Origin of the sequence: Paenibacillus glufosinatiresistens (assembly GCF_031470375.1) — a bacterium.
GTDB classification, from domain to species: domain Bacteria; phylum Bacillota; class Bacilli; order Paenibacillales; family Paenibacillaceae; genus Paenibacillus_AQ; species Paenibacillus_AQ glufosinatiresistens.
This window is the reverse complement of record NZ_JAVFHT010000004.1, coordinates 155,166-169,169: the sequence shown is the minus strand read 5'-3', so window position 1 is coordinate 169,169 and position 14,004 is coordinate 155,166. Positions and strand designations below refer to the sequence as shown.

At 61.1% G+C, this 14,004-nt stretch carries 6 protein-coding genes; 4 read left to right on the top strand and 2 right to left on the bottom strand.

Annotated elements, in window-relative coordinates; genetic code table 11:
* Positions 1–339 precede the first annotated feature (339 nt).
* The 4 genes from RBI05_RS07235 to RBI05_RS07220 all read left to right on the top strand — a co-directional run bounded on the left by RBI05_RS07235 (position 340) and on the right by RBI05_RS07220 (position 4,542).
* On the top strand, positions 340–903 hold the full coding sequence (locus RBI05_RS07235; protein ID WP_150459706.1) for an FMN-binding protein: 564 nt from the start codon (positions 340–342) through the stop codon (positions 901–903).
* A gap of 59 nt (positions 904–962) precedes the next feature.
* The gene (locus RBI05_RS07230; RefSeq protein ID WP_150459707.1) at positions 963–2,849 is read left to right on the top strand and encodes an FAD-dependent oxidoreductase; all 1,887 of its coding nucleotides are present in this window, start codon (positions 963–965) and stop codon (positions 2,847–2,849) included.
* A 235-nt stretch (positions 2,850–3,084) separates the two neighbouring features.
* Positions 3,085–3,552 carry a polyprenyl synthetase family protein gene (locus RBI05_RS07225; protein ID WP_150459708.1) on the top strand — a complete coding sequence of 156 codons (468 nt, stop codon included), beginning with the start codon at positions 3,085–3,087 and terminating at the stop codon, positions 3,550–3,552.
* Between the two features lie 3 nt (positions 3,553–3,555).
* Entirely contained in the window at positions 3,556–4,542 is a 987-nt protein-coding gene (locus RBI05_RS07220; protein WP_310550588.1) for a polyprenyl synthetase family protein, read from the top strand.
* Positions 4,543–4,611: 69 nt separating this feature from the next.
* Here the strand turns inward: RBI05_RS07220 and RBI05_RS07215 are convergent, their stop codons facing one another.
* Both RBI05_RS07215 and RBI05_RS07210 read right to left on the bottom strand, forming a co-directional pair.
* A complete protein-coding gene (locus RBI05_RS07215; protein WP_310550587.1) occupies positions 4,612–5,301 on the bottom strand; it encodes a S1 family peptidase in 690 nt (229 codons plus the stop codon).
* Positions 5,302–5,387: 86 nt separating this feature from the next.
* Positions 5,388–13,916: a chitobiase/beta-hexosaminidase C-terminal domain-containing protein gene (locus RBI05_RS07210; protein WP_310550586.1), complete on the bottom strand. Its 8,529-nt coding sequence runs from the start codon at positions 13,914–13,916 to the stop codon at positions 5,388–5,390.
* Between the last annotated feature and the right edge of the window lie 88 nt (positions 13,917–14,004).

Here is a 14,004-nt window from a genome sequence, read left to right as displayed (position 1 = left end):
ATTTTGTCACATAATCATGGAGGAAGAGCATTCTATTTTCATTAAAAATTTGATATAATTCAAGATGCGAATCGGGAAGTTGCGGGGATATGTGATAATATTCACATGATTTCTTTTGTCAAGATGTTAAAGTACCATCGGGCCTCAAAGCTATTTCTTAAAATTTGGGTAATATTAGGGTGACATGATTCGGCAATTCGTCGAATTAAGGCCATTAGCCCTAGATTCAAAGTGACAAAAATCATTTATAAAGTGATTAATATCACTTCCATTTGTTATTAAAATGTTTTACATTTTAATATATATATTTTAAACTAATCTTTTGGAGGTCATCAAATCATGAAAAAAGTAACAGCAGTAGCTACAAGCGCTCTTCTTCTCGGTCTGCTCGCCGCAGGTTGCGGCAACAATAACGACAACAACAACGCTGCCAGCTCGGCCGCTCCGACAACCGCTCCTGCGGCTTCCGTAGCTCCGGCTTCCGCCGCACCGGCCGCATCGACGGCTCCTGCCGCTTCCGTAGCGCCTGCCGGCGAGTACAAAGACGGCACTTATGAAGCTACCGGCGAAATGGACGCTGAATCCGGCTGGGCCGACAAAGCAGTGGTAACCGTTACCAACGGCCAGATTTCGGCTGTGAAGTTCACAGGCGTTGACAAAGACGGCAACGACAAGCAGGAATTCTCCAAGGCCGGCAAGTACGGCATGAAGGAGAAGAATCCTAAGGCACAGGGCGAATGGCATGAAGAAATCGCCAAGGCTGAAGAATACTACATGGCCAACCTGGGCAAAGCCCCTACTTTTGACGCTGAAGGCAAGACAGACGCTATCTCCGGCGTATCCATCCATGTAGGCAACTTCTGGACGCTGGCTGACAAAGCCCTCGAAAGCGCCAAACAGTAATTCCCGGTTCCATCACTCGCACACTCGCAGGCTAATCCGATGAACGAGGTGAATTTCAGTTGAAGAGAATAGTTGTTTTGGGCGGCGGTTACGGCGGCGTGCTGACGGCCAAGAAACTGGCAAAGAAATTAAAGAACAACCCAGATGTACAAATCACACTGATTGACCGGAATCCCTACCACACGCTTCTGACCGAACTGCATGAGGTTTCCGCCAGCCGCGCTCCGGAAGATTCCATCAAGATTGACCTGAAGAAGATATTCGCCGGTCTCAAGGTTGATGTCGTCCTCGACGAGATCTCCAACATTGACTTCAAAGGCAAGAGCCTGAAGTCGGACAAAGCGACCTATGAATACGACTATCTGGTCATCGGTACAGGCAGCAAGCCGACGTACTTCGGAATCCCGGGTGCCGAAGAAAACACGTTCTCCTTCTGGTCCTACGACGATGCCGTCGCTCTGAAACGCCAGATCCGCGACATGTTCACCGCTGGCGCCAAGGAGAAGAATGCGGCGGTTCGCCGTTCGATGCTCACCTTCGTTATCATCGGCGCAGGCTTTACCGGCGTGGAGCTGGTTGGCGAAATGGCCGAGTACCGTGATGAACTGTGCAAGGAATTCTACATTGATCCGTCCGAAGTACGGCTGATCGTCGCCGATATGGCGCCGAAGATCCTGCCGATTCTGCCTGACAAGCTGATTCAGAAGGCCGAACAGCACCTCCGCAAGCTGAACGTCGAGATCGTTACCGGCGCGAAGATTACGGAAGTCGGCAAGGGCTCGGTTGCTCTCGGCGAGAAGAACCTCGTCAGCGCCAACACGATCGTATGGACAGCAGGTGTCGAAGGCTCCGAGCTGGTCGGCACGCTGGATGATATCCAGCAGCAGGGCCGCAAGCGCATCGTTACAGACGCGCATCTCGAGAGCGTCGATCACAAGAACGTCTATGTAGTCGGCGACAACATCTTCTACATTCCGGAAGGCGAGCAGCGTCCGGTGCCGCAGATGGTTGAGAATGCCGAACTGGCGGCTCCGGTGATCGCCAACAACATTGTTGCCGATATGAACGGAACGCCGAAGAAGGCCTACAAACCGGCTTTCCACGGAACCATGGTTTCGATCGGAAGCCGCTACGGCGTAGCCAATGTCGGTCTTCCGAACAAAATGTTCATGCTGACCGGCTTCATGGCCATGTTCGCCAAGCACATGATCAATATTTATTACCTGTCCGGCGTCGTTGGCTTCAACAAGGTCTGGACCTACATGATGCACGAGTTCTTCCATGTGGAGAACCGCAGAAGCTTCGTTGGCGGACACTTCTCCAAGCGTTCCCCGAACTTCTGGCTGGTGCCCCTCCGCATTCTGCTCGGCAGCATGTGGCTCTATGAAGGGATCGACAAGCTGAAGAAGATTATCGACCAGGGCTGGCACAAGATCTTCCTGATCCCCGCCGCTCCGTACCTGAAGGACGCTACTTCGGCGGCCAGCCAGGCGGTTGATAATGTCAAGGATACGGTCGACGCCCAATCGGCGGCATCCACGGTACAGTCGGCTTCCGAAGCCGTCTCCGCGCTGCCGGTTCCAAAGTTCATCTACAACATTACGAACTGGTTCATGGATCTGATGTTCTACAAGCCGGACGGCAACTACACGTTCCTGGCCAAATGGTTCCAGCTCGGCATGGTCTGCGCCGAGATTGTACTTGGCGTTATGCTGATCGTCGGTCTGTTCACCGCCCTGTCCTCGATCGCTACGATCGGAATGGCGGTTATGATCTGGACGACCAAAATGGCATCCACGGAAATGCTCTGGTACGTGGGCGCCGCCATCGCCTGCATCGGCGGTTCGGGCAGCGTCTTCGGTCTGGACTACTACGTATTGCCTTGGCTCAAGAAGCGGTGGAAACGCCTGCCTATTGTACGTCGCTGGTATCTGTATACGGACTGATCCCGTTCATTATTAGTTCTCATATGCATCATCATCAGAGTAATGTGTCCTTAGAGGCACATTACTCTGCTTATTTCAGCCCCTTTTTTTGTCCGCTCCTTCCGAGGTCCCGGAGAATGCGACCTTTGAAGCGCGGCTTCGTAAAATACGGTAACAAGATTATGACAAGCGGTTTTGTGGGGATGGACAGGGACGACGCTGCTTCCGCAAAACCGAAGGTAAGGAGAGATTCTCTATGCACCAAAAGCTTATGGAAGATACATTCCGGCGTCTTCAGGACGAACTGTCCCCTGTCGCCGGAATCCGGCTTTCTCTCTCTCCGGCGGAATGCGAGCGGCTGTTCCCGGTTATGGAACGCCATCATCTGGCTTACGACCGCAGGGTCTCCCTGCTGGCGATTCAGACCATCCTGATCCAGGCCGCAAGGCGGCACCAGGAATGCGCCCAAGGCCATCCCGAACTGGTGCGGGCTATTCTGGACGGCGACTATCTCTACAGCTTCTATCTCCAATATGCGCTTAAATATCAGGAGCTTGATCTGGTCGCCTACCTGGCCCCCCATGTCAAGAAGCTGCAAATCCGGCGAGCCGCCGGCGAGCTGGAAGAGCCGGACTGGGCTTCTCTCTTCTCCCGCTATCTGGAGAAGGAGAGCAAGGCGGCTCCGCCCAAGCTTGCGAATCATGCAATCGGACAGGTGGTTTAGACAATGCCCCTCAAGCTGCACGAAGCTCTGGATATCAATCTGGACGAGATTAATCGCGAGATCGAGAATCTCGTCCTCAAGGACCGGGATGTAGCAGCCCGTTCGCCCCTGTCGCAGGGCATTCTGGAACTGGTCCGCTCGGGCGGCAAGCGGCTCCGCCCGCTGCTTGTCGTCGTCGGCAGCCGTTTCGGTCCGAAGCCGGCCGGCCGGCGGACGCTGCAGCTTGCCGCAGCCGCGGAATTCATCCATGTCGCTTCACTCATTCACGACGACATCATCGACGGCGCCGAGCTCCGCCGGGGCGAGCCCGCGCTTCACATGCGGACCGGAATTGCTCCGGCCGTTCATATCGGGAATTACATGTCGGCCCGTGTAATTGAGCTGCTGGCGCGTTATGCCGACAACGAGCAGCGTTATGTGCACGACCTGTCGGCGGTAGCTACCGCGCAGCTGTGCCTCGGCGAATACCAGCAGATGGAGCACGCTTTTGACTACAACCTGACGCTGGAGCAGTACCTGGAGAAGTCGATCAACAAAACCGCCATGCTGATGGCAACCTGCCTTCGGGTAGGCGCGCTCTCCTCGGGATGTTCCAATGAGACGGCCGACGAGCTCTACGCTTTCGGGGAGGCGCTGGGGATTTCCTTTCAGATTCAGGACGATCTCTTGGATTTCACCCAGTCCTCGGACGCGCTCGGCAAGCCGGCCGGAAGCGATCTGCGGCACGGACAGGTCACGCTGCCGGTCCTCTTCGCGCTGGAGGACCCGGCTCTTGCGCCGCAGATTAGGCGCATCGGGCCGCATTCGAGCGAATCGGAACTGGCCGGGGTGCTGGAAGGCATCGGACGAAGCAGCGCGCTGCGCCGGACGGAGGCGGTCAGCCAGTCATATCTGGACCGGGCCGCCGCCATCGCCGAACGGTTGAAGTCCCATCCGGCGCAGTCCGATCTGGTCACGCTGCTGCGTTATTTCGCGGTTCGCGACCGTTAGCAGCCGAATACGAATCTATGCACAAAAAAGCAGCCGCCCGGGGAACCGGGACCGGCTGCTTTTTTGGTGTTATTTTAGTTTGGCGGGAAGCCGCTTGCGGATCGCTTCCGTGTCGACGACAAGATGGATATTATCCATCGTCCGCAGCGATCCGGAGATCGTCCCGGCCAGCTTGCCGGAGCCGTCGATCAACGGGCCGCCGGACATTCCGCTGACAATCTGGGCCGAGGTAAGAATGCGGTCTCTGCCGTTGATTTTGGCGCGCGGATTATTGATAATCCCCTGGGTAATGATCGGCGTGCTCTTGAGCGGATAGCCGAGCGCATAGACCGTCTCTCCGAACTTCAGCGCTTCCGTCCGAACCGTCAGGTACGGGTAAGCGCCGCTTGGCAGCTTCGCCGACTGCGGGTCCGGAAGCTCCAGCACCGCAATGTCTTCGGTCTCGTCATAGCTTGCGACCTTGACCGGGCCGACGGACCGTCCGTCGTTCATAACCGCCTCCACCCGGCTTCCGCCCTTAACGACGTGGTACGCCGTCAGTGCCGAACCGCCTGCCGAGATAATGGCGCCGGAGCCGGCAGCCTGAAGCTTGCCGTCACTTCCCAGAACCCGCAGATACAGCGTTGCGCTGTTGGCCTGGTCGTAGCTCTGGACCGCGCTGCGGATTTCCTCTTGATCGGCGCTGCCTGTACCGGCATAACCGAAGGCCGCTATTGCCAGCAGCAGGATAAGGCCAAGGAGCCGTCGTTTCGTAGTCATGTATTATTCCTCCTGTTGTCCGCCGGCTCCCGGCCGGCTGCTTCCAAGGATGAACCGGCGGGGGTTGCCCGCCGCCGGTCTCCGAATTATTTTGCCACAGACATAATATCTTTGTACGCCCAGTGCGTCGCCGGCAGATCATTGAAGCGAACCGGCAGAGCTTCCGTACGCACGCCGATAATCCGGTTAATCAGGGCTACAGCCTGCGCGCGGGTAATCTCGCTCTGCGGCCGGAAGGTGCCGTCCGGGAAGCCCTTGATATATCCCGCCTTGGTCAGCGCGGCAATATACTTCTCTGCCCAGTGCCCCTTCACATCCTTCATCCCCGCCGCCGTACTCTGCGCCGGCTCTAAATGGAGCACCCGGCTCAGCACGGCGGTGAATTCCGCACGCGTCAATCCTTTGTCCCCGCCGAAGCCTCCGCCCGGGTAGCCGTCGATAATACCGGCCGCCGAGAAGAACGCGACCGTATCGGCGTACTCCGTCTTGACATCGCCGAACAGATTCTCCACGCTGACTTCTTCTTGATTCAGCAGCGGAGACAGCGCGGCAATCAGCTCATAGCGCGTAATGGCCCGATTCGGCTTGAAGCTGCCGTCGGCATAGCCTGCCATATAATGGACGTCTTTGGCATCCGGCTTCAGCTCGAATTCCGCATTCTTCACTTCGTAGTTCATCGTGATGACCCGGTCATCCTTGTCGGTCTTGATCTTGAGCGTCATGCCTGCGCGGATCACGATGGGTCCGGTATACCGCGGGCTGCTTGCCGTAGGCTCGGAACCGTCTGTCGTATAGTAGATAATCTGGCCTTCCGGAGCGGTGAGCTCCAGCTTGCTGTTCTTCGCTACCGTCAACGGAGCGTCGGTCTTGCCGGCTTCCACCGGATGCCCGCCGATCACCGCAGATACGGCCGGCTCGGCAGACGTCTCTTCGGCCGGAGCCGGAGCGGCACCGCCGCCTCCCCCTCCGCCTGGCGTTCCGCCGCCACCGCCGCTTCCGCCGGAGGAGACGTACTGCTGGGTCCAGACAGCGCTGAAGGCTTCGCTCGCTTCTTTGTCATCGGCGACGGCGATCGCTGTAAGCGTCGTGGTCTTGGTCAGTTCGACCGGTCCGGTATACAGCGCCGAGAACATATCCGGCTGCGAACCGTCGAGCGTGTAGTAGATCTTCGCTCCGGCTTCGCCGGACAGCTCTACCGCAGTCTTCTCCGAGAAGACTCTGCTGCCGGATACAGCCGACGGCTTGGCCGTCTGCCCGGTGTAGGCATAAGCCGGTGTGCCGATGGCAATCGTGCGCACCGCTCCCTCATACGAGGCTGTCAGCACCGCTGTGCGGGCCGGAGCCAGACTTCCTGTCCAGGTTCCTTCACCCGCCCTCAGCACGGCCGCAGAGCTTGCAGACGACCAGAGCAGAGATTCCGTCTTCGAGAGTCCAAAAGCTTCCGACAAATGGTTGATCGTGTCGGTGCGGCCCGGAATAACAGCCGCTGTGGCCAGCAGGCCATCCGGCGTCCGGCTGAACGCCTTGAGACCCGGATAGAAACCGGTCTTGGCTTCCCAGACAGAGGCGTCCAGACCCTGCGGCAGTGTCCCGGCCGTCAGTTCGGCAGCAGTCATTCCCGCTGCATCCGGTTCATAGCCGCTGACCGGCTTGCCCTCGCCGTTGTAGTAGGCGGTGCTGCGTTTCAGCGCCTGAAGGTTGTACTGCGATTCTTCAACCGCGGCACTGCCGGTCAGCTGACCGGCCAATCCGCCGAAGAACGCCTTGCCGGGAACGATTTTGCCGCCGACTGCCGCAGCCGTCTCGCCGGTGCTCAGCGCATGCTGCACCCGGCCATCCTGCGCCAGGGCGGCGATGCCGCCGGCCCAGGCTTTGGCGGTTCCTTCGGCCAGAACCCGGCCGGCTGCATAGCCGTTCTCGATCTGTCCGGCCTGCATTCCCGCAATGCCGCCGGCCAACGCTTCCTGACCCTCGGTCCGAATATCGGCCGAGGAGAACGATTCGGCAATCCGGCCGCCGGCTGCGTTCTCTCCGGCCAGACCGCCGGCGATGGCGCGCTGTGCCGGAGCCAGCGACCGGACGCTGCCGGTGCTGTAGGACGCTTCGATGGCGCCGCGGTTGATGGCAGCGATACCGCCGGCGCGTCCGGCTGCGGTAACCGCCGCATCGCGGACGGCTACGTCCCGGATCACCGCTCCGGTCTCATTGATTCCCGCGGCAACCGCGGAATCGCCGGACGAAAGGATGACCGGGCGGTCGAAGACCAGATGCTCCAGCACGCCGCGGTTCACCAGGGTGAAGGCGGTGGTGCCTGCGCCGTTCAGCTTCAGACCGGTCAGACGGTGGTTGCCGCCGTCGAATACGCCCGTAAAGTTCTCATACGGAGTAAAAGCAACATTCGTTAAATCCAGATCCGCCTCCAGCGTCAGCTTCGGAAGCTCGGGAGCCGCCGCTGCTGTCCGGTTGAAGAGGCTGTAGTACGCTGCGCCTGTTGCATTCTTGAGCAGCACGGTCCCCTGGAGGACCGGAATACTGTCGATGGCTACCCGGCCTTGGTCCGGCTCGCTCAGGAAGACGGTATCGACATCAATGAGCCATGCGCCGCGGGCAAGCGGGTCAACCGTGCTCGTCCGGACGGCATCCGCCGCCGAACCGCCGCGGCCGAACGGAGCCAGCGCGTTGGTGTAGACGGTCCCGTTTAACAGACCGCCCGCCGCCTCATAGCCGGCTACGGAGCCCGTATAGATCGAGCTGCCGGAAGCCGGAGCCGCGAGATCGCGGTTGTCGGCGGCCGAGAACTCGATGCGGCCTGCGTTCATGCCGGCGATGCCGCCAGTGTAAGCCCGGGTGACGGGCTTGGCCGAGAGCGAAGCGACCTTGCTCTGCAGCGCGTAGGAGCCGCTGATTGTTCCCGAGGCTTCCACCGATCCGGCGAGACCGCCGGTCCGGAGGTCAAGGCCGGTGTTCTGCACATTGCCCTTCGCATAGACATGGGCAACGTTGTAATGGTCCACCGCACCGGCGAAGCCGCCGGCGACGGAAGCGGTTTTGGCGGTAACCGTCACGCTTCCCTGGGCCCAGGCATCCCGGATCTGTCCGTTGGCCGGACCGGTACCCTTCAGTTGCCCCGCGAACCCGCCGGCTGTCGGCGTGTTGTACGTGTTGGCTTCCGTAACCGTCAGCGGAAGATCCGCCGAATCATTCGTCATGTCCGTGCCGGACGCGCTTCCTGCAAATCCGCCGGCATGGGTCGTCGGCGACTCGCCGGCGGCCGAGACGGAACTTCCGATGACCAGCTGCTCACCACCGGAAGAGGTAATCTGCGTATAATAGATGCCTCCGCCTACGGCTTGGCCGACAGCACCGCCGGCTTCATAGGAGACGCCGTTGGAGAGACGCAGTCCGCTCTCCGAGCCGGAACCGACGATGATGCCGCTGCTGTAGCCGGCGAGTCCGCCCGCGTATTGAGTCTTGCCCCCGCTGACCGACAAGGCGGTCTTCGCATGGGACTGATAAATCGAAGCATTGTCATTCTTGCCGGCGATGCCGCCCGCATACTGCAGTCCTTGATAATTCAGGCTGGACGCCGTAACGGCGCTTCCCTGCATGTCGGCCTGGTAGACGCCCGGATAGAGCGGGGTCATCAGACCGAAGTCCAGCGCCCGGTCCCGGTCGGCTGCGCTCATCTCGCCGACGATGCCGCCGGCAAAGTTGTTGCCGCTGCGGGAAGTCGCGCTGACTTCGCCTTCGCCGGAGACAAGGTAGAGCACCGAGTCCCGCGCCGAACCGACGATGCCGCCGGCCGTTACCGCAACGCCTGCGCCCCGGACCGCCGCGGAAGAAGCGGCGCCGCGAATGGCGGCCCGGTTCGTCTGGGCGGCTACCCCGCCGGCCAGACCTTTCAGGCTGTCGCCCGAGGAGGCAATATTGAGATCGCCGATCGTTACGCCGTCGATATCGAATCCGGCTGTGCCTTGGCCTTCTTTGACCCCGACTGCACCGCCGACCGTTCCGTTCCCCAGAAGGTGAATGCCCGGAACTTCCGCGCGGACTTCCAGGTTGCGAAGTACCGTACCGGCCTCGGCGCGTCCGAAGATTCCTCCGAGCGTCGAGTCCGGCCCGCCGGTCTGAAGACTGGCTCCGGCGAAGATCATACTCATGTCCTTGGCTTCACCCGCCGCATACCGTCCGGCTACCCCGCCGACGATATTGCGGTCGCCGGTGGAGAGAATCCGGAAGTCCGGCGAGAGGGTCATGGTGAACCCGGTAATATTGCCGGCCTGCTGGCCGATCGCTCCGCCGATTACAGCATCTTCGGTAAAGGCCGATACAGTGCCGCCGACGGAGATCAGCTCGAGCTGCCCATCAATCGCAGAAGCGTTGTCGCCGATAAAGGCGCCGACCACGGCGCTGTTATAGGCGGCTTCCACGCCCCCGTTCTGGAGAATCAGGTGGAGCTGCCCGATGGAGCCGGCGTTCCGGCCGATCATCGCGCCGACTACCCGTCCGCCTACCTTGACCCCATCCGTCAGACGGACTTCAATGCCGCTGACGCTGCCTTCGTTCAGCCCTGCCAGTGTGCCCGTATATTCCAGACCCGCTACAGCCAGCGGCTCCAGCTTCACGTTCTCCACGCGGCCTTCCTTGGCGATAACCCCGAACAGGCCCGAGTACGTGTAGGCCGGCTGCTGATACAGACCGTCGATCAGGTAGTCCCCGCCGTCCAGGCGGCCTCGGAACGGATTCTCCGGCTTGTCGCCGATCGGCGTCCATTGTCTGGACTGGATATGAATCGGTCCGGTGATGCGGATGATGCGGTCCGTGAAGTCAAAGCGGTCCACGCCGGCAATCGTTCCGTTGACGATGCCCGCCAGACCGGCAAGCTCGGCTTCGCTCGAAATCTCGAACTGCATCGCGCCTTTGTCTTTCATGTACCAGTTGATGTTGGCGTTGACGCCGGAACCGGTCTGGTCGCCCGTGTTGGCCGTCCGGTTCAGTTCCGGATACTTGTACAGCGCATTAAGGGAGCCATACCGCCATGCGCGGGAGAAATCCCATCCGGACAGCGCCGGGAATTGGCTGCGGTCCTGAAGGACCGCCACGCTTACGGTGTCCAGCCGAAGCGGCTCATCGAGGGCCGCGCCGGCCGCGAAGTCCGGCAGCGAGGCATTCAGCGCAGCCGCCGCGTCCTTGACCACATAGTTCTTGTACAGCAGTTCCAGATCGGAACTGTCATAGCGCCCGGCATAAGCGCCGGCCGCTGCGCCGCCCGAAGCCAGCACCTGTGCAGCCGAATACGTGTAGGACAGTTTGCCGCCGGCAATCCGGCCGGCAAGGCCGCCGACATAGGAGTGATCCGCGGTCGCCGATGCCTTCTGCGCAGAATACGCATTGCGGATGCTGCCGGAAGTCTGATCTCCGACCAGACCGCCCGCGACATTGTAGCTCCCGGTTGCCGTCAAAGTGCCTGCGAAGTAGGACAGCTCGATCTTGCCGCTGTTGCGTCCCGCCAGGCCGCCGAGGAAGGCGGGCGCGGAAGAGGTGCCGGTCGCTTTGCCTGTAACCGCAATATCCACATACGAACCCTGTACGGCTCCTTCATTCAGACCGACAAGACCGCCGGCCAGGGCATGGGAGCCCTCTACCGTCAGATTGGCATTGGAATACGTATAGTAGAGCGTGCCGGTCGCCCGGTTGACGCCGGCGAGACCGCCGACGATGGCGTCCGCTCCCCGGGAAATCACCGGAAGCTTATCCGTGACGCTGTTATTGGCGATCAGAGCATGGTTCTCTCCGACCATGCCGCCCACCAGAGCGGACGGCGCCGTGACCGAGACCGTGCCCATCGCCCGGCTGTTGCGCAGGGTGCTCGGCGCGCTGCCCGGATTCACTGCCGGATCTCCAGAGCGGGCCGCATTGATGCCGATCAGACCGCCGGCCTTGGACTGTACGGCCGCCGCATTGACCTTCAGGCTCAGCTTCTCAATCGAGCTGTCTGCGATCACGGCGCTGCCGGTTCCCAGGTTGTATCCGACCAGACCGCCGACCGCGGTGGACGGATTGTTGATGTTCAGGTTGAGACCGGAAGCCAGCAGCTTCTCAATCCGCGTTCCTTCCGCGTAGCCGGCGATGCCGCCGATCAGCGGGTCGGCGGAAGCCGGACCGGTGGAGATCAGCACATCGTCCGCATTCATCATCGAGGCGTCGCCGACGATGCTGCCGTCCACGATTCGCCCGGCGATGCCGCCGGCCGCCGCCTGCGTTCCTTTTAGGGACAACTCCACATAATTCGGCGCTTCTGCCGCTGCCTGCGGCAGCGCAATGTCGGTGCTGCGCGCAAGTCCCGCGATGCCCCCGGCGTTCACGCCCGCCGCGCGCACCGTTACCGTCGGCAGCTCGCCGCCGACCACGTTGACGCGGCTCAGGCTGGCCCGCGCTCCGTCCGGTCCTTCCGAAAGACCGACGATGCCGCCGGCCGCCGCCCGGGCGCCCGCAGCATCAATGGCTACCGCTTCGGCGCGGGAGTCGCTGATTGATCCCCGGTTGAGACCGGCGATGCCGCCGGCCGCATTGTCGTCGCCCGTGAAGGCGATCGTCAGGTTCTTGGCCTGACTGCCGGCCGAGACGCCGTGGTTCTCGCCGAATACCCCGCCGAGACGGTTGTCCGCACCCGAGGAGGTCAGCTGCACCCGTTCGATCCGGACGATCATGACCGGGGCCCGGTTCACGCCGACGGCTCCGCCGAAGCTGCTGTCCGAGGCTCCCGTATCCAGACGGAAGTCCTGCACCTGAACCGGGTCCTCTTCCGTTCCGATCCGGGCTTCCGCCGTCAGAACTCCGGCGATGCCGCCGGCTGTGTAACGGCTCTTGCCGCTGCCGGCTTCAATCCCGACCCGGGCCACCTGACTTCCGGTTACGGTCAGCGCCTTCTCGTTGAGACCGGCGATGCCGCCGGCCTTCCATTCGTCGGCTCCGCTGGCAAGCCCCGTATCGGCCGACAGCTTGACGCTGTCATAGCCGCTGTAGGCAGGGTCGCCGACGCTTGCGCCGAATACGGCGCCCTGCAGGCTGCCGGCCACGCCGCCGACCGCACTGTTGACGGTGCGGGTCTTGAGCGACAGGTACTTCACGGAGACATGGTTCACTTCTCCGTCGATGTAGCCGCCGATTCCGCCGACCGTGCCGTCCGCCGCAATCGACGCATAGCGATCGGCGCTTCCGCCGGATACAATCGTGCTGTAACTCTTTGTGCCGTCTGCGCCCGCCACTCCGACCGCGTCTCCGATAGAGCCGCCCCGGGCATACCCGACAATGCCACCGGTGAAGGCCTGGGAGCCGCCGGCTTCGATATTCGCGTCAAAGGCGACATTCGTCACCGTTCCGCCGACGGAGTAACCGGCAAAGCCGCCGGTATAAATATGATCCGTCCCGTCCGCCTCGATGGCGACCGTGTTCTTGAATACCCCGGACCAGGCATAGTCATCGCCGAAATAGCCGGCTGCGCCGCCCGTGTAGACGTTGCTCCCGCCGTGGTTGACCAGCAGGCCGGTATTGCTGAACGCTCCGTCCAGCACCGACTTGGCGGCCGGAGCCATCGCTGCGCCGACAAATCCGCCGGCATAGGAGGCCGTGCCGCCGGGTGCCTGAATAGTCACGCTGCCGGTATTCGAGGTCAGCGCCGAGATCGACAGGCGTCCGCCTACGCGTCCGGCAATGCCGCCCGCATAGCTGACCGCTCCGCCATTAGCGTCAATGCTGCCCGAATTGACGACCGGCGTATCCTGATCCTCCAGCTCCAGCAGACCTTCCACATAACCGGCGATGCCGCCGGCTGCTATCTCGCCGCCTTGTCCGTCCAGCGAGACCGAAGCCCCGTTGGAGGCCTGCTTGATGCGCAGGCCGTAAGCGCCGCCGTAGCCGACGATACCGCCGGCATAGGAGCTGCCGCTGGCTGTGATCGACTTCGTATTGGCGACATCCGCGATGGTGCCTTCGCCCATTCCGACAATCCCGCCGGCGTAGATCCGGTAGACCGATTCGGATACGGTAAGCTGCACATCGATATGGTTCGTAATATTGTAGACCAGACTGCTGCCGCTCATCTTGGCGACGGCCGAGCCTGCGTACACGTCGGAGGTTACGGATGCGGCGCTCAGACGGCCGCTCGCTTCAAACGTGAAGCCGCCGACAGTTCCGCCCTCCATGTTGCCGACCAGCCCCCGGTAGCCGAAGCTGTCCGGAATCTTCATCCCGATAATGTCGAACTTGCCGCCGGCCGCTGCAATCAGCGTCCCTTTGAAGGGATGCTCCGCGGTACCGATCGGAAGCCACTCGTACTCCGAGAGATCGAGGGTACGGTCAACCTCCAGAATTTTGCCCCGGAGACCGTTGATGCTCCCGTCCGGGTCTTCATTGACCAGCTTGGCTGCGCCGGCCAGCTTCGCGGGCGAGTCGATCGTAAAGGTAGAATAAATCGGATTATACCAGCTGGTATCCGCTGCGGAATCCCACGTCTGCGGGTCGGCCTTGGCCATGAATCCTCCCGCTATCGTGAAGATGGCCACCAGCAGAGCCGCTACGCCCACCCCGATCATTGACTTATATTTGAATGCCATGTTGTTGGACACCGCCTTAAAAAGTTTCCTGCGCCCGGTCCCAAGGCCGCCGCCCTCTTCGGACGAACGGCCTCTGCCGGGGTATTCC